The 19,901-nt window shown below is 70.4% G+C and carries 26 protein-coding genes; 7 read left to right on the top strand and 19 right to left on the bottom strand.

The genetic code is table 11. From position 1 onward, the window contains the following. Window positions 1-22 precede the first annotated feature (22 nt). Window positions 23-748, top strand: coding sequence for a glycosyltransferase family 2 protein (locus VIL67_RS18105; RefSeq protein ID WP_332050320.1), 726 nt, complete (start codon window positions 23-25; stop codon window positions 746-748). Here VIL67_RS18105 and VIL67_RS18100 read toward each other — a convergent pair. Continuing rightward, the gene (locus tag VIL67_RS18100; RefSeq protein WP_332050319.1) at window positions 745-1,146 is read right to left on the bottom strand and encodes an SRPBCC family protein; all 402 of its coding nucleotides are present in this window, start codon (window positions 1,144-1,146) and stop codon (window positions 745-747) included. The two genes, VIL67_RS18105 and VIL67_RS18100, sit on opposite strands and share 4 nt — an antisense overlap. 216 nt (window positions 1,147-1,362) lie before the next feature. On the opposite strand from VIL67_RS18100, the gene VIL67_RS18095 reads away from it, so the two are divergent. Then, a complete protein-coding gene (locus tag VIL67_RS18095) occupies window positions 1,363-1,680 on the top strand; it encodes a DNA-binding protein (RefSeq protein ID WP_332050318.1) in 318 nt (105 codons plus the stop codon). Here the strand turns inward: VIL67_RS18095 and VIL67_RS18090 are convergent. The 4 genes from VIL67_RS18090 to phaR form a co-directional block, all read right to left on the bottom strand. Then, the gene (locus VIL67_RS18090; protein ID WP_332050317.1) at window positions 1,677-3,653 is read right to left on the bottom strand and encodes a hypothetical protein; all 1,977 of its coding nucleotides are present in this window, start codon (window positions 3,651-3,653) and stop codon (window positions 1,677-1,679) included. The genes VIL67_RS18095 and VIL67_RS18090 overlap by 4 nt on opposite strands. Further along, a complete protein-coding gene (locus tag VIL67_RS18085) occupies window positions 3,650-4,846 on the bottom strand; it encodes a glycosyltransferase family 2 protein (protein ID WP_332050316.1) in 1,197 nt (398 codons plus the stop codon). Before VIL67_RS18085 ends, VIL67_RS18090 begins: the two co-directional genes overlap by 4 nt. A 118-nt stretch (window positions 4,847-4,964) precedes the next feature. Then, window positions 4,965-5,297, bottom strand: coding sequence for a hypothetical protein (locus tag VIL67_RS18080; protein WP_332050315.1), 333 nt, complete (start codon window positions 5,295-5,297; stop codon window positions 4,965-4,967). A 30-nt stretch (window positions 5,298-5,327) separates the two neighbouring features. Next, on the bottom strand, window positions 5,328-5,939 hold the full coding sequence (gene phaR, locus VIL67_RS18075) for a polyhydroxyalkanoate synthesis repressor PhaR (RefSeq protein WP_332050314.1): 612 nt from the start codon (window positions 5,937-5,939) through the stop codon (window positions 5,328-5,330). 174 nt (window positions 5,940-6,113) lie between these two features. Between phaR and VIL67_RS18070 the strand changes: the two genes are divergently transcribed. From VIL67_RS18070 to VIL67_RS18060, 3 genes are all read left to right on the top strand, one after another. After that, window positions 6,114-7,289: an acetyl-CoA C-acetyltransferase gene (locus VIL67_RS18070; RefSeq protein WP_332050313.1), complete on the top strand. Its 1,176-nt coding sequence runs from the start codon at window positions 6,114-6,116 to the stop codon at window positions 7,287-7,289. A gap of 57 nt (window positions 7,290-7,346) precedes the next feature. Further along, window positions 7,347-8,069, top strand: coding sequence for an acetoacetyl-CoA reductase (gene phbB / locus VIL67_RS18065; protein ID WP_332050312.1), 723 nt, complete (start codon window positions 7,347-7,349; stop codon window positions 8,067-8,069). An 89-nt stretch (window positions 8,070-8,158) separates the two neighbouring features. Continuing rightward, complete coding sequence (locus VIL67_RS18060; RefSeq protein WP_332050311.1) at window positions 8,159-8,902, top strand: DUF4908 domain-containing protein; 744 nt, start codon at window positions 8,159-8,161, stop codon at window positions 8,900-8,902. Between the two features lie 7 nt (window positions 8,903-8,909). Here VIL67_RS18060 and gloB read toward each other — a convergent pair whose 3' ends face one another. After that, window positions 8,910-9,671 carry a hydroxyacylglutathione hydrolase gene (gene gloB / locus VIL67_RS18055; RefSeq protein WP_332050310.1) on the bottom strand — a complete coding sequence of 254 codons (762 nt, stop codon included), beginning with the start codon at window positions 9,669-9,671 and terminating at the stop codon, window positions 8,910-8,912. A 78-nt stretch (window positions 9,672-9,749) separates the two neighbouring features. Here gloB and VIL67_RS18050 point away from each other — a divergent pair, with 78 nt between their 5' ends. Together VIL67_RS18050 and VIL67_RS18045 are read left to right on the top strand one after the other, a co-directional pair. Continuing rightward, window positions 9,750-10,505, top strand: coding sequence for a class I SAM-dependent methyltransferase (locus VIL67_RS18050; protein WP_332050309.1), 756 nt, complete (start codon window positions 9,750-9,752; stop codon window positions 10,503-10,505). Between the two features lie 39 nt (window positions 10,506-10,544). Then, a complete protein-coding gene (locus VIL67_RS18045; RefSeq protein WP_332050308.1) occupies window positions 10,545-10,730 on the top strand; it encodes a DUF3606 domain-containing protein in 186 nt (61 codons plus the stop codon). Between the two features lie 9 nt (window positions 10,731-10,739). Here VIL67_RS18045 and VIL67_RS18040 read toward each other — a convergent pair whose 3' ends face one another. The 13 genes from VIL67_RS18040 to VIL67_RS17980 form a co-directional block, all read right to left on the bottom strand. Continuing rightward, window positions 10,740-11,264, bottom strand: coding sequence for a hypothetical protein (locus VIL67_RS18040; RefSeq protein WP_332050307.1), 525 nt, complete (start codon window positions 11,262-11,264; stop codon window positions 10,740-10,742). Window positions 11,265-11,270: 6 nt separating this feature from the next. Further along, complete coding sequence (locus VIL67_RS18035) at window positions 11,271-11,660, bottom strand: glycine zipper 2TM domain-containing protein (RefSeq protein WP_332050306.1); 390 nt, start codon at window positions 11,658-11,660, stop codon at window positions 11,271-11,273. Between the two features lie 86 nt (window positions 11,661-11,746). Further along, complete coding sequence (locus tag VIL67_RS18030; RefSeq protein ID WP_332050305.1) at window positions 11,747-11,962, bottom strand: WxcM-like domain-containing protein; 216 nt, start codon at window positions 11,960-11,962, stop codon at window positions 11,747-11,749. 62 nt (window positions 11,963-12,024) lie between these two features. Beyond that, window positions 12,025-12,969 carry an alginate O-acetyltransferase AlgX-related protein gene (locus tag VIL67_RS18025; protein ID WP_332050304.1) on the bottom strand — a complete coding sequence of 315 codons (945 nt, stop codon included), beginning with the start codon at window positions 12,967-12,969 and terminating at the stop codon, window positions 12,025-12,027. Window positions 12,970-13,015: 46 nt separating this feature from the next. After that, entirely contained in the window at window positions 13,016-13,474 is a 459-nt protein-coding gene (locus tag VIL67_RS18020) for a hypothetical protein (RefSeq protein ID WP_332050303.1), read from the bottom strand. Then, window positions 13,471-14,058 (bottom strand): response regulator, encoded by a 588-nt coding sequence (locus VIL67_RS18015; RefSeq protein WP_332050302.1) that lies wholly within the window; start codon window positions 14,056-14,058, stop codon window positions 13,471-13,473. Before VIL67_RS18015 ends, VIL67_RS18020 begins: the two co-directional genes overlap by 4 nt. A 3-nt stretch (window positions 14,059-14,061) precedes the next feature. Next, a complete protein-coding gene (locus VIL67_RS18010; RefSeq protein ID WP_332050301.1) occupies window positions 14,062-14,394 on the bottom strand; it encodes a hypothetical protein in 333 nt (110 codons plus the stop codon). Then, complete coding sequence (locus VIL67_RS18005; RefSeq protein WP_332050300.1) at window positions 14,394-14,963, bottom strand: chemotaxis protein CheD; 570 nt, start codon at window positions 14,961-14,963, stop codon at window positions 14,394-14,396. The genes VIL67_RS18010 and VIL67_RS18005 overlap by 1 nt, the downstream gene beginning before the upstream one ends. After that, a complete protein-coding gene (locus tag VIL67_RS18000) occupies window positions 14,960-15,349 on the bottom strand; it encodes a response regulator (protein ID WP_332050299.1) in 390 nt (129 codons plus the stop codon). The genes VIL67_RS18005 and VIL67_RS18000 overlap by 4 nt, the downstream gene beginning before the upstream one ends. Continuing rightward, complete coding sequence (locus tag VIL67_RS17995) at window positions 15,349-16,368, bottom strand: protein-glutamate methylesterase/protein-glutamine glutaminase (protein WP_332050298.1); 1,020 nt, start codon at window positions 16,366-16,368, stop codon at window positions 15,349-15,351. Before VIL67_RS17995 ends, VIL67_RS18000 begins: the two co-directional genes overlap by 1 nt. Further along, window positions 16,365-17,252, bottom strand: a complete 888-nt coding sequence (locus VIL67_RS17990; protein WP_332050297.1) for a CheR family methyltransferase — start codon at window positions 17,250-17,252, stop codon at window positions 16,365-16,367. The genes VIL67_RS17995 and VIL67_RS17990 overlap by 4 nt, the downstream gene beginning before the upstream one ends. Further along, entirely contained in the window at window positions 17,249-17,716 is a 468-nt protein-coding gene (locus VIL67_RS17985) for a chemotaxis protein CheW (RefSeq protein WP_332050296.1), read from the bottom strand. Before VIL67_RS17985 ends, VIL67_RS17990 begins: the two co-directional genes overlap by 4 nt. Window positions 17,717-17,721: 5 nt before the next feature. After that, on the bottom strand, window positions 17,722-19,899 hold the full coding sequence (locus tag VIL67_RS17980; RefSeq protein ID WP_332050295.1) for a chemotaxis protein CheA: 2,178 nt from the start codon (window positions 19,897-19,899) through the stop codon (window positions 17,722-17,724). Window positions 19,900-19,901 lie beyond the last annotated feature (2 nt).

Raw genomic sequence — 19,901 nt, 5'->3', positions numbered from 1 at the left:
CCTTTTCGGCTAAGGGAGGTCCATGGCTCAAGCGCCCCAGATCTCCGTGGTGGTCCCGGTCTTCGACGAGGAGGGCGCCGCGCCCGCCCTGGCCCGCGAGATCGCCCAGGCCTTCGCCGGCCGGGACTACGAGATGATCTTCGTGGACGACGCCAGCCGGGACGGGACGCGGGCCGCGCTGAAGGCGCTCCAGGCCGAGATCCCCCAGCTGCGGGTGCTGGCCCACCGCAAGAACTCGGGCCAGAGCCGCTCCATCCGCACCGGCATCCTCGCGGCCCGCGGCGAGGTGATCGTCACCCTCGACGGCGATGGCCAGAACGACCCGGCGGATGGCCCCAGGCTGGTGGACGCCCTGCTGGCCGGGCCGCCGGACCTCGCCCTGGTGGGCGGGGAGCGGGTCAAGCGCCAGGATACCCGGGCCAAGAAGATCGCCTCGAAACTCGGCAACGGCGTCCGCAAGCGCCTGCTGAAGGACACGGCCAACGACACCGGCTGCGGCCTGAAGGCCTTCCGGCGCGAGGCCTTCCTGCGGCTTCCCTACTTCGACCACATCCACCGCTACTTGCCGGCGCTGATGCTGCGCGAGGGCTACCAGACGGCGTTCCGGCCAGTGAACCACCGCAACCGCGAGACCGGCGTCTCGAAATACACCAACCTCGGACGCCTCTGGGTCTCGCTATCGGACCTGCTGGGGGTCATGTGGCTGCAGTCCCGCGCCCGCGATCCGCAGGGCGCCGACGAGGTCTAGGCGGGGACGCGCCCCAGGACCTCTTTCGCAGCGTCGAGGCCCTTCTCCATCTCACCGGCGATATAGGGCGCCATCTCGTCGGGCAGCAGGTCGGCCGTCCACACCACCCGGCATCGGTCACCGGTGAGCTCCACGACCTGGAACGCGGCGCTGTGGTGCGCCAGCCGCTCGCTCACCACCGCGTAGGCCAGCCGCCGGGCTGTGTCGTCCCGGCCAAGGAACAGCTCCTTCACCGTCTGGCCGTTGTGGAAGGTGACCATTCGCGCGCCGGGGACCAGCTGCACGTCGGTGACGAAGCCCGGCGCGAAGCGGCGGTGAACCGCGCCGAAGTCGGCGACCGCGTCCCAGACGGCCGCAGCCGGCGCGTCAATCTCCACCTGCCTGATGATCGAAGCCATGTGGGGCTCTCCTTGCTGACCTGGAGAGGTTGGCAGACGTCGATCGGCGCGGCTGGCGGGATCCGGACGGGGTCAGCCGCCGATGAACACCGTGAAGATCAGGGCCACCACGGCGACGTCGATGAAGCGGGAGGTGAGCCTGGCCAATGCGGACCCCGTGGTCGGACGATGCGATCACGGTTAAGCAAGTCCCGCGCCAGACGTTCCGGAGCGGCCATGGCCCTGTTCTTCGACGCTGAATGGTTCGACGCCCGTCTCGCCGAGCGCGGACTCTCGCGCCGTGTGCTGGCGGCCGCGGCCGGGATGAGCGAGGCGGACATCAACCTGGCCTTCAAGGACCAGCGGGAGCTTTCTGCCGGGGAGGTGGGCGTCTTCGCCGAACTGCTGGGGGTCGACGCTCGCGAAGTGGCCGACCGCGCCGGGATCTCCACGCCAACCCCCGGCCAGGCCTCCCCCGTGGACGAAAGGCTCGCCGCGTTGGAGCGACGCGTGGCGGCGCTGGAGGCGGAGCTGGCGCGCCTACGGCGGGTCTAGCTCTTCCGGCGACGGAGCCGCGCCGCGGCCGGCGCCAGCGCCGCGTGCAGGGCGATGACGCACAGGATCAGCAGCAGGGGGATGGCGGGCAGCGCGTAGACGTTGTTGGCCGCCGGGAAGGAGAGGGCGTCGATCAGCCCCAGGATCAGGATCCGCGCCGCCACGGCCCCGCCCAGAGCCACGCACAGCACCGCCGCCAGGGTCAGCCGCCGCCGCGCCGCCGCCATCACCAGCACCGCCAGGGCGGAGGCCACCCCGGCCACGGCGAGCGCCTGGAAGAGCGGCGTCAAGCCGACCGCGAAGCTCACCCACGCTTGCGAGAACCGGGTCTTCAGCAGCGGCCGTGCGGGCTCGGGTCCCACCGCGTCGACGAACAGCTGCGCGCGGCCGAACTTGTGTGGGCCAAGCTCGAGCCTGTTCAGGTCGATGGGGAAGCTCGCGCCGTCCGCGAGCCGCAGGGTCACCGGACAGGCCTCGAGCGGGCACATGGCGGCGAGCGCGAACCGCTGGTCGGTCAGCGCCGGGTTCGAGAAATGGGCGACCAGGTCGGGGCTGAAGGAGCGGGTCACCGGCTGCAGCTCGACGCCCGCCCCCGGCGCGAGCTCGAACCACTCCGCGTCGCGGCCCACGAACCAGCCGGAGACCTGTCGGCGCAGCCGGTCGGGCGTATAGGCGGGATGGTTCAGGAATGCGAGGAGGGCCTCGGCGTCGGGCGCGCCCAGTTCCGACGGCAGGACCCCCGTCCAGTACGGCTGGTGGAAGAACATGACCCTTGTGGTGTTGGCCATCGACAGCGCCACGTCGTCCAGCTGGTTGGCGCGCATAGGCGGGACCAGGGGGACGTGCCAGTCCGTGCACTTCAGGCGGCCCGCTTCACAGGCGTCCTCGACCTCGCGCTCCAGCTGGCTGTAGAAGGCCGCCGCCTCGTCGGGCGAGCGGTGGCGCCCCGTCGCTGCGGCCGCTTCCCGCATGGCCCAGAAGAACCACCCGCCCCCGAAGTCGCCGCAGATTCTAGGGTCCGCCTCGCAGCCGACCGACTTCAGGCCGGCTCCGCCTGGCCCGTCGAGGTGGCGCAGCGAGGCGAACGCGGGGCTGACCCGGTACATCTGCTCCCGGGCGGCCGCGGGGACGGGCACCCGTTCGCGGGCATAGGGCGCGCTGGCCTCCTGGACCGCCGAAAGCGCGCCTTCGAAGGCGTCGTCCTTGATCTCATTGACGACGAAGCGTCCGTAGACCGCCGCGTTGATGGCAGCCACGCCCGCCACCAGCCCCACCGCGATCGCTGCGGCAGCCGCCGAGGGCGCGAGCGCGGTCACGGCGCCCCGCCACCCCTTGCGCAGCGCGCCGGGCGCAACCAGCGGCAGCGCGGCGATGACCGCCAGTGTCGGAATCAGCCACACGCCTTCCTCGCGCGTCAGCCACCACCAGGCGCCCAGCGCGCCTGCGAGCCCGATGGCCAGCGGGCGGGGCGCGCCACGCCTCGAGGCGACGGCGATGGCGGCGGCGACCAGCGCCACGCCGAGCGAGGTGTAGAAGAGGTCGCGGATCACCCGCATCTGGTCGCCCATGTAGAGCGTGGGGAACAGCAACAGGCTCGCCAGCAGGGCGACGCCCATAAACCGCGAGCTCAGCAGCCGTCCGACCACATGGGCGGCGAAGGCTGCGCAGGCGGCGTGGAACATCGCCAACGCCAGGCCGAAGGGCAGGCCGAGCACGTTCGAGAGGGCCAGGAAGGCGGGGAAGCCCATGCCCTTCACCAGGGTGTTCTGGTCGTAGGGCCCGAGCCATCGGCCGCTGGCCAGCGACTGCCCCAGCCGCATGAAGAGGGCGTCGTCCAGACCGGCCGAGCTGAAGAACACGACGGGTCGTGCAGCGAAAGCGATCACGAAGCCGATGATCAGCGCGGCCCCTACCGCGGTGCTCAGCTGGTCGTTCCTCCGGCCGCGCCGCGGCGCCATCTCAGCGGCGCTCAACGCCGGGTCCCTCCGATCTTGGGGATCGAAAGGGTGCCCAGCAGGAACGCGGAGAAGAAGGTCTGCAGCGCCACGGCGACGAGCGCCAAGCCTGAGATCACCAGGCGGGGGATCAGAGGGTCGGTGAGTTGTCCGAAGTCGCGCTGCGCCCAGCTCACCAGGGCGAAGCCGAAGGCGCCCAGGCCGACCAGCAGCAGCACCAGGCTGACCAGCGCCAGCCGGTCCGTGTTGGCATGACGCTCGAGGGCTTCGGACCTTGGGCTGGACGGTAGGAAGCCCGTCATCGCCGCATAGACCCGGGACAGCACGCCGAAGGTGACGAGCTGGACCCCGGACACGATCATGAAGCAGGCGGCGACGAAGGCATTGAGGTCCATGGTCACGCCGCCGCCCAGCCGCAACGGCCCTGGGAACAGCGCCGCGCCCAGCCCGGCCCCGACCGCCGTCAGCATGAAGCCCGGATAGAAGAACAGCCACCGTGGGCTGTACATCAGCAGGAACTTCAGGTGCCGCCAGCCGTCGCGCCAGGTCTTCAGGTGCGGCGGTCGGCTGCGGCCGTCCTTCTGCAGGGTGGTCGGCGTCTCCTCGATACGGAGCCCGGCCAGGGCCGCTCGCACGACCATTTCAGACGCGAACTCCATGCCGGTGGTCTGCAGGCCGAGGCTCCGGATGGCGCGGGCGTCGAAGGCGCGCAGGCCGCAGTGGAAGTCGCCCACCGGGATGCGGAAGAACAGCCGCCCGATGAAGCTCAGCACCGGGTTGCCAAGGTACTTGTGGAGCGGCGGCATGGCGCCAGCCCCGATCCCGCCCTGGAAGCGGTTGCCCATCACAAGCTGCGCGCCTCCGCGCAGGCGCTCGAGGTAGCTGTCGAGCCGGCTGAAGTCGTAGCTGTCGTCCGCGTCGCCCATGACGATGAAGCGGCCGCGCGCGGCCGCGATGCCGCCAAGCAAGGCGGCGCCGTAGCCCTTCTGCGCCACCGGCTCCACGCGCGCGCCCAAACTCCGCGCGATCTCCTGTGAGCCGTCGGTGCTGCCATTGTCGGCGATCAGCACCTCGCCGCGGACCCCGGCGCGTTCGAGGAAGCCGTTCGCCTTGGCGATGCAGGCGGCGAGCGTCTCGGCCTCGTTGAGGCAGGGCATCAGGATCGTAAGCTCGACCTCATCGGCCGTCGCGCTCGTGCTTCCCCCGTCCATGCGCCTCCGTCCCGGCGCGTCACTCCCGACACCAGGATACGCACGCCCGCCCCGATCACATTGCGTATAAACTGTACCACAACACCCCAGCGGCGCCAGCCAGGGTGGCGCCCAGGGCTCAGAGCTCGGTGTTGGTCAACCGGCCCTTGCGCGCGCGGCGGTCGTAGGAGCCGGACCACTCGGTGCGCACGTAGGAGGTCTTGGCGTGGTCGATCAGCTCGGCGCCGGCCCGCAGGCCCCGCTTCTGGCCGTCCTGTCCGAGCAGCTGGGCGGCGAAGGCGGCCTCGCCCTGGGCGCCGGCGTTCCGCGGCGGGACGTTGCGCGGTGCGTCCACCGGCACGGGCAGGTTCGCGCTGTAGGGTTCCTGCGGCTCGACAGCCTCGTCCGCCTCGGTCCTGACGGCGCGGCGGACAAGGGCGGCCCTGCGGATCGGATCAATTCGGGACATCATGCTTACCGAACTGCAAACCATAAGCCAGGTTCAACGCTTGGCGAGCTTCTCGATCTGCGCCTGCATCTCTTCCATCCGCTTGCGCAGGTCGGCGAGCGCATCGTCGGCCGGCGGAGCGGGATCGGCCTTCGCAGCGGCGGGCGCCTGGGCGGGCTCCTCCGGCTTGGCGTAGGCGAAGGGCGAGAACATCTTCATCGCCCGGTCGAAGAGCTGCATGTTCTGGCGGATCTGGTCTTCGTAGCTCGGCAGGGCCGCACCGTGGCCGAGCGCCTGGAACTGCTGCCGCATCCGCTCCTGCTGCTGGGTGAAGCTCGCTAGCGACAGCTCCAAGTAGCTCGGCAGGAAGGCCTGCATGGAGTTGCCGTAGAAGCCGATCAGCTGCCGCAGGAACTGGATCGGCAGCAGGCTCTGCCCCTGGCTCTCCTCCTCGAAGATGATCTGGGTCAGAACCGTGCGGGTGATGTCCTCGTTGGTCTTGGCGTCATAGACGACGAAGTCGACGCCCTTCTTCACCATGTCCGCCAGGTGCTCGAGCGTCACGTAGCTCGACGAGGCGGTGTTGTAGAGCCGCCGGTTCGCATACTTCTTGATCACGACGCGCTCGCCCTGACCCGCGCCGCCAGTCCCTTCGGTGTCGGCCATCCCTGATCCTTTTTGGCCTGCGCCGGGCGTCGGCGGGGCCTTCTTCTGCAGCGCAGTATCGCGGATGCGAGCTTATTGGCAAATGGCTGGGGTTTTGAAAGCTTGCCCTTGCCCAGGCATCGCCACGGGCTGATATGACTTCCAGGGCCGTCCCCCAGGTTCAGGAGCCGCCGCATGAGCGACGTCGTCATCGTTTCCGCCGCCCGCACCCCCGTAGGGTCGTTCAACGGGGCGCTCTCCAGCCTCCCCGCCCATGAGCTCGGCAAGGTAGCCATCCAAGCCGCGGTGGAGCGCGCCGGCATCGCCGTCGCCGATGTGCAGGAAGTCATCATGGGGCAGGTGCTGCAGGCCGGCGCGGGCCAGGGCCCGGCCCGGCAGGCGGCGATCAACGCGGGCGTGCCCGCGGAGGCGCCCGCGTGGAGCCTGAACCAGCTTTGCGGCTCCGGGCTGCGTGCTGTGGCGCTTGCGGCCCAGCAGATCCAGGACGGCTCGGCCGCCATCGTGGTGGCCGGCGGCCAGGAGAGCATGAGCCAGTCGCCGCATGCCGCCAACCTGCGCAACGGCCAAAAGATGGGCGACCTGGGCTTCGTCGACACCATGATCAAGGACGGGCTGTGGGACGCCTTCCACGGCTACCACATGGGCCAGACGGCCGAGAACATCGCGGCCCGCTGGCAGATCACCCGGGAAGACCAGGACCGCTTCGCCGTCGCCTCGCAGAACCGCGCCGAGGCCGCGCAGAAGGCCGGCAAGTTCGCCGACGAGATCGCGCCCGTGACCATCAAGGGGCGCAAGGGCGACACGGTCGTCGACCAGGACGAGTACATCCGCCACGGCGTCACCTTGGACAGCGTCTCCGGCCTGAAGCCAGCCTTCAACAAGGAGGGCTCGGTCACGGCCGCCAACGCCTCGGGCATCAACGACGGGGCCGCGGCCCTCGTGCTGATGAGCGCCGACGAGGCGCAGAAGCGCGGCCTGAAGCCGCTCGCGCGCATCGCGTCCTGGGCTCATGCCGGTGTGGATCCCGAGATCATGGGTACGGGTCCGATCCCGGCCAGCCGCAAGGCCCTGGAGCGGGCGGGCTGGAGCGTGGGGGACCTCGACCTCGTGGAATCCAACGAAGCCTTCGCCGCGCAGTCGATCTGTGTGGTGCGCGACCTCGGCCTTGATCCGGAGAAGGTGAACGTCAACGGCGGCGCGATCGCCATCGGCCACCCGATCGGCGCCTCCGGGGCGCGAATCCTGACCACCCTGCTGCACGAGATGAAGCGGTCCGGCGCGTCTCGTGGCCTGGCGACGCTCTGCGTCGGCGGCGGCATGGGCGTGGCCATGTGCGTCGAGCAAGTCTGAGCGTTCTGACTACGGAGCGCCGGATCAACCGGCGTCCGTCATCATAGGGAGTTGCAGATGGCCAGGGTTGCGTTGGTCACGGGCGGGACCCGTGGCATCGGTCGAGCGATCGTCGAACGGCTCAAGGCCGACGGCATGAAGGTCGCCGCCGGCTACTCGGGGAACGACGCGGCGGCCGAGGCCTGCGCCCGCGAGCTGGATGTGATGGTGGTGAAGGGCAATGTCGGCGTCTTCGACGACTGCCGGCGCGCCGCGGAGGCCGTGGAGGCCGAACTCGGACCGATCGAGGTCCTGGTCAACAACGCCGGCATCACCCGCGACGGCGTCTTCCACCGGATGAGCCCCGAGCAGTGGGGCGAGGTGATCCGGGTGAACATGGACTCGCTCTTCAACATGACCCGTCAGGTGATCGAGGGCATGCGCGAGCGCGAATGGGGCCGGATCATCAACATCTCCTCGATCAACGGCCAGAAGGGCCAGATCGGCCAAACCAACTACTCCGCGGCCAAGGCCGGCATGATCGGCTTCACCAAGGCGCTCGCGCTCGAGAACGCCAAGAAGTGCATCACCGTGAACTGCATCGCGCCCGGCTACATCGACACCGAGATGGTGCAGGCGGTGCCGCCGAAGGTGCTGGAGGGCATTGTCGCCCAGATCCCGGTGGGCCGCCTCGGGCGCGGCGAGGAGATCGCCGACATGGTCTCGTTCCTCGCGGGCGAGCGGGCGGGCTATGTGACGGGTTCGACGCTGACGCTCAACGGCGGCCAGTATATGGCTTGACCGTTGGTCGGGGCGTCCAAAAAGCGCCCTGATCCCACGGCATCTCACATCCGATCATGACGGGCGAGCCAACGGCGTTTCGGAGGGCGGTGACCGCGTTGGCGCTCTGCGTCACCGCGCTCGCCTGCGCCTATCCGGCCGAGGCTTCCGCCCCGCGGCTGCGCGACGGCCTGTTCGGCCGCAAGGCGCCGGATGGCCGCCAGTTCACGGCCCCGCCCGTGGCGCGCTACGTCTCGGAGGACGGCGTCGCCTTCACCCTCGACCGCACCCAGGCGCGTCCCCTGCTGAAGTTCGACAACAGCCCCGAGGTGTGGGCGCTGAACCCTCAGCCGGCGCCGCGCGGCGACGTCATCTACAAGAACGACCTGGGCCAGCCGGTCATCCGCGCCACCCGCCTCGGCGGATTGACGGTCTTCACGCCGGGACGGCCGGCCGGCTCGGCCGCGGCTCTGGCGGGGGGCGGCGCGCCCCTGCGTCTGGCGCCGCTTGGGCCGCAGGCCTTGCTGGAGAAGCTGGCCCAGGCCAGCGCCCGGGCGAGCCGTGCGACGCGGCGGCTGATCCCGTTCGACGCAGAGGCCTCGCCGGCGTCCTCGGCCCTGATCGCCGACGCCGCGATCGTGACCAGCGAGGCCATGATGCGGATGAGCCGGTCCCCGCGCAGCCGGGCCCTGCTGGACCGTATCCGCCGCGTTCGCCTGGTGGAAGGCCGGCGCGCGGGAGCCGAGATCAGCCGAGGCGTCCTGATCGTCATGGTGGCGCCCCAGCAAGGCCTGGCGGGCCGGCCGTCCTCCGAGCGCATCGTCGCGGTGGCCAACACGCCCGGCGACCACTAGGCGGCCGTCAGCCCCGGAACATGTCCTTGGCGGCCCGCACGGCGGCGAACGCCTCGTGGTCCGGCTTGCCCGCGGCGCCCACCCGCTCCGCCAGCAGCGGCGCGCGCAAGAAGGGGTTGGTGGCCTTCTCAAGGCCGATGGTGGTCGGCACGGTGGGCTCGCCGCGCTCGCGAGCGGCGAAGATCCGCGCCGCCCGGGCCTGCAGGGCCGCGTCGTCGTCGACCGAAAGGGCGAAGCGCGCGTTGGAGGCGGTGTATTCGTGGGCGCAATAGACCCGGGTGTCGTCGGGCAGCGCCGCAAGACGCTGCAGGCTCGCCCACATCTGTTCGGGCTTGCCCTCGAACAGCCGGCCGCAGCCGAGGGCGAAGAGGGTGTCCCCCACGAAGGCGACGCCGTCATCAGCATCGTAGTAGGCCAGGTGGCCGAGCGTGTGGCCGCCGGATTCCAGCACCTCGAAGCGTGTCTCGCCGAGCAGCACGAAATCGCCGCCGCGCACCTCCCGGTCCAGGGGCGAGATGCGCGTCACCTCGGCGGGCCCGACCACCCGCGCGCCGGTGGCGGCCTTGATCTCGGCGTTCCCGCCCGCGTGGTCGGGATGCCAGTGGGTGTTGAGGATGAGGTCGAGCTTCCAGCCGAGCCGCTCCACCTCTCGCAGGATCGCGCCGGCCTCCGGCGTGTCCACACACACAGCCAGGCCCGAGGCCTCGTCGCGGCCCAGGAAGCCGTAGTTGTCGGACAGGCAGGGGAACTGGTGGACCGTGAGCGGCATCTGGCCCTCTGGATCGGGAGGCTGGCGCGCTGATTTAAGGTCGACGGCGGGCCCAAGTCGAGCATAGCTCTCGCCGGTATGCGTCGTGACGTCCTGGAACTCCGCCAGTTCTACGCCTCGCCCCTTGGGCAGGCGGCTCGGGCGATGGTGAGCCGCAAGGTCCTGGAGGCCTGGGGCGACGCGCACAGCCTCGACGTGCTCGCCCTGGGCTACGCGACGCCCTTCGTCGGCCACCTGCATGACAGCGCCCGGCGCGTGGTGGCCGCAATGCCCGCCCAGCAGGGCGTCGAGGTCTGGCCCGGCGGCCACAATCGCGCGGCCCTGGCCGCCGAGGACGCCCTGCCGTTCCCCAATGCGCTGTTCGACCGCATCCTGCTCGCGCATGCCATCGAGGAGAGCCCCGACGCGGTGGGCATGCTGCGCGAGGTGTGGCGGGTGCTGGCGCCGTCAGGCCGGGTGATCGTCGCCGTGGCGGCGCGCAATGGGCTGTGGGCCGACGCCGAGAAGACGCCGTTCGGGCATGGTCGACCCTACAGCCGCAGCCAACTTGCCGAGCTGCTGCGGGACGCCGAGCTCGAGCCCTCCGGGTGGACCCGGGCGTTGTACGTGCCGCCGCTGGCCTGGCTCGCCGGCTGGGCCGAGGGGTTCGAACAGGTGGGGTCGCGGCTCTGGCCGGGGTTCGCCGGGATCGTGCTGATGGAAGCCGTCAAGCAGACGTTCGCGGTGAAGCCGAAGGGGGTCCGGGCCCGTGCGGCCCGCCCGGTGCTCGTCCCCGCCTCGGGGGTCGCCTCCGCCTCGCGCAAGCTCCGCCGGCGGCTGGAACGGCCCACCTGACGAAGGGGTTCTGTCATTGGCTGGGACCAGGAGCTCCCGATGCGACCCAATGAAGAGCGCAGCTTCGACGGGCCGGGCGACATAGACCTCGGCGATGCCGAGGAAGTTCGCTACTGGGCCGAGCGCCTCGAGGCCTCACCCGAAGAGCTGGCCGACGCGGTGGAGAAGGTCGGCCCCAATCGCACCGCGGTGGGGCTCTACCTTGGCCAGCCGGCCCAGTCCTGACGGCTCCGGTCAGCCGGCGGCGCCCCCCGTGGGAGCCCCGTTGGTCATCGGCGGCGCCGGGCATTTTCCGGCCCGCGCCTGAACCACGTAGAACAGCGCACGGCCTTCGACGTAGCGGTACCGCTCGGCCATGGCGTTGGTCTCTTCGCCAGTGATCAGGCTCTGCGCCTGGGCGGGCGGCGCTGCGCCGCCCGGGCCGGTGGGGGCCAGCGCCTGCTGGTTCCAACGCGACAGGGTCGGCATGCAGGCGGCGACCACCGCCCCGGCCACCTGGTCCGCTGGATCGGGCGAGGCGGCCAGGGCGTAGCCCCAGCGGTGCAGGCAGTCATCCATCATGCCGGACGGGCCGCTCGGCGACGGCGGGATGGGGGCGGCGCCCTGGCCGCGGCCCGTCGTCTCGCCAGCGAACGGCATGCACAGGCGGGCGCCAGCCCCGCCGCCAGCGGTCGCCCGGCGTTCGTTCTCGTTGCAGGCGGTGAGCGTCAGCGCCGCGACCCCCAGGGCCGCGGCGGCCGTCAGCTTGCGGATGGCCATGGGCGGCTACCGGCAGACCTGGGTGGGCGCGTACACCAGCTCGCCCCACTGATTGTAGTAGGCCCGCGTCTCCATCCGGCAGCGCGGCGCATAGCTGGCATAGCGGGCGGAGCTCACCGGCGCCGCCCGGTAGGCGGTCCGCGGGGCGCGATAGGCGGCTCGGCGATTGTTGTTGCAGTTGCTCTTGGCCACCTGCCGGCCGACCAGCGCGCCAACGCCGGCGCCCAGGACCGTGCCTTCGGTCCGCGCGCCCCGGCCGGCCACGGCGTTGCCCAGCAGGCCGCCGGCCAGGCCGCCCACCACCGTGCCGGTGGTCTTGCAGCCCGCATAGGCGGGGGTGGCGGCAGGGGCGGCGATCACGGCCGCGGCGCCCGTTGCGATCAGGATCCGGCGCATGTCTCTCTCCTCTGACTGGAGCCTCGCGCCTGGAGGCTCGGCAGGGGAGAACGAACGAGCGGCGGTTTTTGTGCCGCCCGGCTATGTCAGCCAGTCGACCATCCCGAGCTTGGCCATCCACGCGAGCGCGATCTCCACCGCCCGCCGGCGCTCGGTGGGGAAGATCCGCTCGGGACATCGTAGAGGTAGTAAACTCGCTGGATCTCGAACGGCACGTGTCGCTCGCTCTCGGCGAAGCAGAGGTTGCCCCGCGGATCGGAGACCACGGGCAGGTCGATGAATTCGGCGAGGGATTTCGTCATCCAGGGTCACCAGCGGCGATCGTGCAGGCGGGTTACGACACCTGCGCCGCCACGACTAGGGGTCAGGCCCGCGACGTCGTGGCCAGGAAGCGCTCGGCGCTTTGCCAGACGACAAGCCCCGCCTCCTGCCTGTCGACGAGGTCCCAGACCACGTTCTTGGACCAGACGAACACCACCTTGCGGAACACCGCCGACAGCGCGCCGGTGAAGCCGAGATTGTAGGAATAGCTGTCGCCGAAGACGATGACGGTGCGCGGGTCTGGCGCGGCGGCATGCTCCAACACGTAGATCGTGCCGCGCTGCTGACCGGTGCGCTGCATGTGCTCGTTGTCGAACGTCTTCTCGCCCGGGGTCACCAGCCAGAACACCGCGTCGAGCGGCGGCGGATCGAAGAGGTGCGGCGTAAGATCGTGCGGCTGCACGTCCCGCTCGCCGGTGAAGCGCAGCGCGGTCAGCTCGACCTCTGGCGCGGCCTGGGCCAGGACCGCGTGGGTCACCGCCACGCAGCCCGAGGCGGTCCAGTGCGAGTTGCGCCGCGGGTAGGCCGGACCCTCCTCCCGGCAGGCGAGCAAGGCGCCCAGCGGATAAACCAGCCGCGCCTCCGGACCCAGTCTGCGCGCCAGCTGCCGCAGCGGGCGCTGGTCCCCCCTGGGAGTGTCGGTCGCCCACCTCTTCTCAGGATAGACCACCTGCTTTTCCGGGATGACTAGGTTGACCAGCGGCACGCCTCGGGCGCCGGCCTCCGCCTGCCGGGCGGCGAAAACGGCCGCCCAGGTGGCCAGCCAATCCGCGTCCATCGGCTCGGTTTGCCTGTACTGGCGCTCCCAGCGATTCGCCCCGTCGCCAATGAACAGGAACCCGTCATGCCCGGCCACGGCGACACCGCCGGGCGAACTGACCCCCGGCTTCAGCCACCCCGCGGGGCTCTCCGCCGCCAGGCGGTCGAGGTCACGGTCGAGCGCACGGATCTCGGCTTGGCTCAGGGTCAGACGTTCGGCGGCGGTCACGCCGCGCGCTTAGCATGGGCCCGGCGCCGCACCAAAGCGGCGTAACCTAGGCCACGCTCGCGGCCACCTGGCGCAGCCCGCGCAGCACCTCCGCCCGCCGATCCTCGGCATGGTCCTGCGGCTGGCGCAGCAGCTTCAGGCCATCCAGGTGTACGTCCACCATCGGTCGGCTGAAACGTCCTCCCGCCTGGAACCGGCTGATCAGCTCGCACAGGCTGTAGGCCGCATCTCCCAGCTCCCCCAGGCCGAACACCCCGGCCACAGCGACGATGCGGTTGGCGTCCCTGTACATGGTCTCCAGGGTGACGGCGTCGGGTCCCTTGAGCTCGGAGCCCAGGGCCGCAAGCTCCCCCAGGGCGCGATCGATGTCGTCCAGCGTCGGCTGGCGAACTTGCTCGACCCGCTCGTCCGCCGCGGCGATCGCCTCGCCGGCCGAGAGCCCGCCCTTCTTGACCACGGTCTTCGCCAGCCGATTCTCGTACTTGAAGATGTTCGGCGGTTTCACGCCACGGCTCTCCTGGGATTCATCAACATGTCGATCTCGTCCTGCTCGAGATCGGGGCCGATCGGCAGGCCGATCTCTGTGCCCAGATCGTCATGGCGGCGACCCTTCTCGCCGGGCGGAGGGCCGAAGGCCTTGTGACGCCGGTCGGGTCCCACGTAACTCTCGGCCTCGACGAACTGCCGCTGCTCGCGCGCCAGCCACATCAGCCGGTCGAACATCACGGGGGGCGTGACCGGCTTAGCGACCACGAAGTTCGCGCCGCAGTCGCGCGCGCGCTCCACGTTGGCGGGCGCCGTGTGGCCGCACAGCAGCAGGACCGGCGCCAGGCGGTTCGTGTTCTCCTCGACCCGGCGCAGCCGGCTCACGAAATCGAAGCCCGCTCCGTCCGGAATGTCACAATCGACCACCAGAAGATCGAAGACGGACGACTGCGCGACCGCGTCGGCATCTTCGATGTTGGTGCACTTGCGGATGCCCTTCACCCCGAAACCGATGAACATCTGGCCCAGGATGTCGAGCTCGGTGGAGCTGTTCTGCACCAGGAGGACGGTAGCCTTGCCGAGGTTGAGGCGCGGCTCGGCCATCCGTTACGCCCCGAAGAAGTCCAGCTCGCCAGGGTCGGCGGCCAAGCGGGCCCGGCCGGTGAGCGCGCTCGCCAGGTCGGTCAGGGTGAGCTTGCGAGCGGCCGCGTCGGCGTCCACCTGCCACTCGGCGGGGATGACCCCCGCCACGTTCTCCAGAAAGTCGGCCAGGCCGGCGGTGCGCTGGGTGATCAGGTCTAGGGCCTGTGCGTCCCCGCCGCCTCTGGACACCGTTTCGGAGAGCGCCGCCTGCAGCGCCTCGCACCGGGCCGACAGCTCCTCGAGTTCGGCGGCGCACGCGGTCAGGACCGCTTCCAGCGGCTGGGTCGAATGGGGCATCAGAACAGCTCCAGGGCCCCGGTCTGCACGGCGGCCGGGAGCGGGGCGACGACGACCTCCGCCTCGAAGGCGTCCCGGTCGCCCAGGAAGACCTGGCGCGCGCGGCCGCTGACCGGCCAGTACTGAATGCGGCGGCCGGAGTCGCCGCGCAGCGAGCCGCCGACGTGCTTCAGCTTCTCGCGGGCGATGAAGTCCTCGGCGAACTTGGCGTTCGAGGCGCCCACGTCGGTGAGGCCCTTCACCAGGCGGCCGCCGCCGAACAGCTTGACTTCCAGCCGGTCGCGCCGCGCCCCCCGGGCCAGCAGGCTGTTCACGAGCAACTCCATGGCGTGCACGCCGTAGCGCATGGATTCGGCGTCGGTCTCGCCCGTCTTCGGCCCGCCCGGCAGCAGGAAGTGGTTCATGCCCCCGACGCCGGCCACCGGATCGCGCATGCAAGCCGCCACGCAGCTTCCGAGGATCGTCGTGAGCACGGCGTCCGGATCGTCGCTGATGGCGTGCTCGCCCTGCACCACGTGGATGGGGCGCTTCACCAGATCGGTATAGCGGCCGGCGCCGACGCCACTCATGTCAGGGCGCCGAAGACCGCTTCGATCTTCCCCTTCAAGGTCGCGACCGTGAAGGGCTTCACAAGGTAGTTGTTGACGCCGAACTGGACGGCGCGCTGCACCAGTTCCTTGTCCGCCCGGCCGGTCAGCATGATGAAGGCTGTGCTGCGGATCGGCTCGTGGCTGCGGATCGCGCGCAGGAGCCCCAGCCCGTCGAGCTTCGGCATGTTGAAGTCCGAGATGACCAGGTTTGGCGGCGCGGTCAGCATCGAGCGGAGGCCGGCTTCGCCGTCGCCGGCTTCGGTGAACTCGCGGAAGCCAAGCTGCTCCAGCCCGTTGCGGACAAGAGAGCGCATCGTCTGCTGGTCGTCGACGATGAGGACCTTAATTGAGGCGGCGGAAGGCATCAGGTTCTCTCGACTGAAGAGGTAGCGGGCGCTTTCAGCATCTCGGCGGCGAGACGCTCGAGCGGCGCTTGGCGCTCGACGGCTCCGATTTCAAAGGCGGCCTTGGGCATGCCGTAGACCACCGAGGTGGCCTCGTCCTGGCCGAGGGTGCGGGCTCCTGCCTGGCGCATGGCCAGCAGGCCTTGGGCCCCGTCCCGACCCATACCGGTCAGGATCGCGCCCACGCCCCGGCGGCCAAAAGCCTTGGCCATGGAGTGGAAGAGGACATCCACCGAGGGGCGATGGCCGTTGACCCGGTCGCCCTGCACGATCCGGCAGCGCTGCTCGGTCACCTCGAGGTGGGCTTCGCCGCCCGGGGCGAGGTAGACGCGGCCCGGCTCCAGGGGCGCGCCGTCGCGGGCCTCCTCGCACTTCGGCGCGCAGAGGCGGTCGAGCCGCTCGGCGAAGCTCTTGGTGAAGGTCCCTGGCATATGCTGGGTGATCACGGTCGGCGGGCAGTTGGCGGGGAAGCGCGACAGCACGGTGATCAGCGCCTCGACGCCCCCGGTGGAGGAGCCGATGGCGATCACTCGCCCGTCCGCCACGTGCTCCAGCCGGTCCACCGCCCTGCCGGAGGTGGTGGCGGTCGAGCGCACGCGCGCACGGGCGGCGGCTTTCACCTTGGCGGGCAGATCGTCGAAGGAATCTGGCCCGCCGGTGGACGGCTTGGCCACGCAGTCGATGGCGCCCAGGGCCAGGGCCTCGAGGGTCGCCTCCGCCCCGCGCACCGTCAGGGTGGAGACCATGACCACCGGCATCGGGCGCAGCCGCATGATCTTCTCGAGGAAGTCGAGGCCGTTCATGTTCGGCATCTCGACATCGAGGGTGATGACGTCGGGGTTCAGCGCCTTGATCGCGTCGCGCGCCTCGAGCGGGTCGCCGGCTTGGCCGACCACCTCGATCTCGGGATCGCGGCGCAGGGTGGCCGCGATCAGGCTGCGCATGGTGGCGCTGTCGTCGACGATGAGCACGCGGATCATCGGCCGGTCCCCGTGAAGCGGTAGGTGGTCACCCCATCGGTCGCGAAGCGATGCGCGTCGGGTCCGCAGACCCGCTCGGAGTGGCCGATGTACAAGGAGGCGTTCGGGGCCATCAGCGGGACGAACCGGCTGAAGATCCGCTCCTGGGTGGCTTCCTCGAAGTAGATCAGCACGTTGCGGCAGAAGACGGCCTGGAACTGGCGCTTCATCGGCCACTCGCCGATCAGGTTGAGTTCGTTGAAGACGACCAGGCGGCGCAGCGGCTCCGAGGCGCGCCACTGGTCCCCCTCGCGCTCGAACCAGCGGGCGCGCAGTTCGCCGGGCACCGGCGCCATGGCGGAGCTGCCGTAAAGGCCCTCACGGCCCTCCGCCAGCATCTTGGTGTCGATGTCGCTCGCCAGGATGCGGATGTCGTACTCCGGCGCATCCGGCATCAGCGACAGGATGGTCAGCGCGATCGAATAGGCTTCCTGGCCGTTCGAAGATCCCGCCGACCAGATCCGCAGCGACCCGCCGCGGCGGACCTCCGGCAGATGCTTGGGCAGCACCTGCGTCTTCAGGTGCTCGAAGTGGTGCGGCTCCCGGAAGAACCGCGTCACATTGGTGGTCAGCGCCACGATCATCTGCTGACGCTCGTCGAGCCCGTCCTTGCCGGAGACCAGGGCGCAGTAGTCGCGGAAGCTTTCCAAGCCGAGCGCACGCAGCCGCTTAGCCAGGCGGGAGTAGACGAGGGTCGCCTTGGAGTCGGGCAAAGCGATCCCAGCTGCAGCGTGCAGCGTCTGGGCGATCAGCCGGAAGTCCTCGGACGTAAAGGTGAACTCGCCGTCGACGATCTGCTCGCTACGGCTCTGGCCTGGGGTCATCTGGAGGGTGGCCTGGCTCATGCCGCAGCTTCGAGCTCGCTCTCGGGCAGCACCCGGTCGAGCGAGATGAAGGAAACCATGCGGCCGTCGATGGCGAGCAGGCCGCGGACGAAGTTGCGGACCATCTCCGAGGCGACGTCAGGCGTCGGCTGGATCATGTCGTCGCTGACCGTGAGGATGTCGGACACCGCATCCACCAGCAGGCCCACGATCTGCTTCTCGACCTGGGCCACGATGATCACGTGCCGCGCCGTCGGGTCGGCCGCGCCCAGGCCCAGACGAGCCCCCAGGTCGACGATCGGAAGGACAGCGCCGCGCAGGTTGATCACACCGCGCACGAAGGGCGGCGCCTGCGGCAGGGCGGTGGCGGGCGTCCAGCCGCGGATCTCGCGCACGGACATGATATCCACGCAGAACTCCTGCGCGCCGATGCGGAAGGAGATCAGCTCGCGGCCCAGGCCGCCGCCGGTGGGGGACTCGCTCATCGGGTTCATCCAGCTGCTTGCATGAGGCGCGGCGCCTCGTTCGCGCGGGAGGCGGCGACCAGGGCGTCGATATCGAGGATCAAGGCGACGCGGCCGTCGCCCAGGATGGTGGCCGCGGCGATGCCCGGCACGCGGCGGTAGTTGGCTTCCAGGCTCTTGATGACGACTTGGCGCTGGCCCTGAATGGCGTCCACCAGCAGCACCGCGCGGGCGCCGCCTTCGCCTTCGATGAGCAAGGCGACGCCGGCTTCCGGCTCCAGCGGCTCGGTCCGGTAGCCGAGCGACACCCCCACGTCCACGAGGGGCACGTAGCTGCCGCGGATCGAGATCACCCGTGCGCCGCCGCCCAGGCCGTGCACCTCCGACGAGCGGGGCTGGAGCGTCTCGACGATGGCGGTGAGCGGCGCGACCAGGGTCTGGTCGCCGGAGGACACCACCATGCCGTCCAGCACCGCCAGCGTCAGCGGCAGGCTCATGGTGAAGGTCGAGCCCAGTCCAGGACGAGAGGTGATCGAGATGCGCCCGCCGAGCTCCTGGATCGAGCGCTTGACCACGTCCATGCCCACGCCGCGACCGGAGATGTCGGAGATCTCGCTGGCCGTGGAGAAGCCCGGCATGAAGATCAGGTTGTCGATCTCTTCGTCGGTGAGCGCCGCCTCCGGTGCGATGAGGCCTTTGTCGATTGCGATCTGCTTCACCCGCTCGCGGTTGATGCCGGCGCCGTCGTCAGCGACTTCGATCACGATGCGGCCCGACCGGTGGAGGGCTGACAGCCGCACGACGCCTTCCGGGTCCTTGCCGGCTTCCTTGCGCTTCTCCGGCTTCTCGAGGCCGTGGTCGATGGCGTTGCGGATCATGTGGGTGAGGGGATCGGCGAGCCGCTCGATCACCGTCTTGTCCACCTCGGTGCCTTCGCCGTCGGTGATCAGCCGCACCTGTTTTCCAGTGGCGCTGGCCACTTCGCGGGCCAGACGCGGCATCCGCTGGAAGACGGATTTCACCGGCTGCGCGCGGATGGCCATGACGCTGTCCTGGATCTCGCGGGTCAGCTGCTCCAGCTCGTCCAGCCCCATGGCCACGCTCGAGGCCCGTGCGAGACCGGCCTCGGTCACCCGCTGGGCCAGCATGGCCTGGTTGATCACCAGCTCGCCGACCAGGTCGATCAGGCGATCGACGCGATCCAGGTCGACGCGGATGGTCGGAGCGGCCTGAGCCGCGGCCGCCGGGGCGTTCGCCGACGCCTTGGCCGGCGTCGCCGCGGCCGAGGCGGGCGCGCCGGGCGCGTCCGCAGTCGTGGGCTCAGCCGCCGGGGGAGGGTCCGCGACCGCGGCTTCCTGGGCTTTGGCGATGAGTGAGGCGATGTCGAGCTCGCCGCCGGCCTCCGGGCCGGGCAGGGCGGTCGCTGCGTCCGACTTTTCCGGGACGTCAGCGCCGCTGGCCGGCTGCACCTGCAGCTCGCAGTCGCCGTCCACCCACTCGAACACCTCGCGGACCGCGCCCTCCGTGGCGTCGCCCGTGAGGCGCACCGTCCAGGAGAGGTAGGAGCCTTCCGGATCGAGATGGGGCAGCAGCGGCAGGGCCGAGGCGTCCAGCTCGACTTCCACCTGCCCGAGGCGAGACAGCTCCCGCAGCAGCAGCACGGTCTCGTTCGCCTTGGCGTAAAGATCGGCCCTCGGCTTGAACAGCACGGTCCATCCGCCGCCCTCAGGCGCCGGCGGCGCGGCGGGGACGCCCACCGCCAGCGGCTGGAAGTCGAGCTCGCCCATGCCGTCGTCGTCGTCGGCCACGGCATCGGCTTCGCCGCCCGAGAACGCATTCAGCTCGGCAGCGATCGCCTCCGTGCGCGCCTCGTCGACCGTCCCGCCGTCCCGCCCGGCGCGGACCAGATCGGTCAGCACGTCGGCGGCGCGCAGCATCACCTTCAGCAGCTCAGGCGTGGGCGCCAGCTTCTCGCTGCGCACCTGGTCGAGCGTGGTCTCGAAGACGTGGGCGAACCGCACCAGGTCGTCGAGGCCGAATGCGCCGGCCCCGCCCTTGACCGAGTGCACGGCCCGGAACACCGCATTGACGGTCTCAGAGCCGTCATCGCCGCCTTCCATCGCCAGCAGGCCGGACTCCAGTTCGGCGAGCTGCTCCTCGCACTCCTGGAAGAACGTGGCCTTGATTTCCGCCATCGGGTCCAAGC

It is taken from the genome of Phenylobacterium sp. (assembly GCF_036563385.1).
Classification (GTDB): domain Bacteria; phylum Pseudomonadota; class Alphaproteobacteria; order Caulobacterales; family Caulobacteraceae; genus Phenylobacterium.
Note: the sequence above shows the minus strand (reverse complement) of the source record. Positions and strands in the feature narration are given on the sequence as shown.

Excerpts from the sequence above, each read along its gene's own strand:
- VIL67_RS18105 (WP_332050320.1), top strand. The coding sequence starts at position 23 with ATGGCTCAAGCGCCCCAGATCTCCGTGGTGGTCCCGGTCTTCGACGAG.
- VIL67_RS18100 (WP_332050319.1), bottom strand. The coding sequence starts at position 1,146 with ATGGCTTCGATCATCAGGCAGGTGGAGATTGACGCGCCGGCTGCGGCC.
- VIL67_RS18095 (WP_332050318.1), top strand. The coding sequence starts at position 1,363 with ATGGCCCTGTTCTTCGACGCTGAATGGTTCGACGCCCGTCTCGCCGAG.
- VIL67_RS18085 (WP_332050316.1), bottom strand. The coding sequence starts at position 4,846 with ATGGACGGGGGAAGCACGAGCGCGACGGCCGATGAGGTCGAGCTTACG.
- VIL67_RS18080 (WP_332050315.1), bottom strand. The coding sequence starts at position 5,297 with ATGATGTCCCGAATTGATCCGATCCGCAGGGCCGCCCTTGTCCGCCGC.
- phaR (WP_332050314.1), bottom strand. The coding sequence starts at position 5,939 with ATGGCCGACACCGAAGGGACTGGCGGCGCGGGTCAGGGCGAGCGCGTC.
- VIL67_RS18070 (WP_332050313.1), top strand. The coding sequence starts at position 6,114 with ATGAGCGACGTCGTCATCGTTTCCGCCGCCCGCACCCCCGTAGGGTCG.
- phbB (WP_332050312.1), top strand. The coding sequence starts at position 7,347 with ATGGCCAGGGTTGCGTTGGTCACGGGCGGGACCCGTGGCATCGGTCGA.
- gloB (WP_332050310.1), bottom strand. The coding sequence starts at position 9,671 with ATGCCGCTCACGGTCCACCAGTTCCCCTGCCTGTCCGACAACTACGGC.
- VIL67_RS18050 (WP_332050309.1), top strand. The coding sequence starts at position 9,750 with ATGCGTCGTGACGTCCTGGAACTCCGCCAGTTCTACGCCTCGCCCCTT.
- VIL67_RS18045 (WP_332050308.1), top strand. The coding sequence starts at position 10,545 with ATGCGACCCAATGAAGAGCGCAGCTTCGACGGGCCGGGCGACATAGAC.
- VIL67_RS18040 (WP_332050307.1), bottom strand. The coding sequence starts at position 11,264 with ATGGCCATCCGCAAGCTGACGGCCGCCGCGGCCCTGGGGGTCGCGGCG.
- VIL67_RS18035 (WP_332050306.1), bottom strand. The coding sequence starts at position 11,660 with ATGCGCCGGATCCTGATCGCAACGGGCGCCGCGGCCGTGATCGCCGCC.
- VIL67_RS18030 (WP_332050305.1), bottom strand. The coding sequence starts at position 11,962 with ATGACGAAATCCCTCGCCGAATTCATCGACCTGCCCGTGGTCTCCGAT.
- VIL67_RS18015 (WP_332050302.1), bottom strand. The coding sequence starts at position 14,058 with ATGGCCGAGCCGCGCCTCAACCTCGGCAAGGCTACCGTCCTCCTGGTG.
- VIL67_RS18010 (WP_332050301.1), bottom strand. The coding sequence starts at position 14,394 with ATGCCCCATTCGACCCAGCCGCTGGAAGCGGTCCTGACCGCGTGCGCC.
- VIL67_RS18005 (WP_332050300.1), bottom strand. The coding sequence starts at position 14,963 with ATGAGTGGCGTCGGCGCCGGCCGCTATACCGATCTGGTGAAGCGCCCC.
- VIL67_RS18000 (WP_332050299.1), bottom strand. The coding sequence starts at position 15,349 with ATGCCTTCCGCCGCCTCAATTAAGGTCCTCATCGTCGACGACCAGCAG.
- VIL67_RS17995 (WP_332050298.1), bottom strand. The coding sequence starts at position 16,368 with ATGATCCGCGTGCTCATCGTCGACGACAGCGCCACCATGCGCAGCCTG.
- VIL67_RS17990 (WP_332050297.1), bottom strand. The coding sequence starts at position 17,252 with ATGAGCCAGGCCACCCTCCAGATGACCCCAGGCCAGAGCCGTAGCGAG.
- VIL67_RS17985 (WP_332050296.1), bottom strand. The coding sequence starts at position 17,716 with ATGAGCGAGTCCCCCACCGGCGGCGGCCTGGGCCGCGAGCTGATCTCC.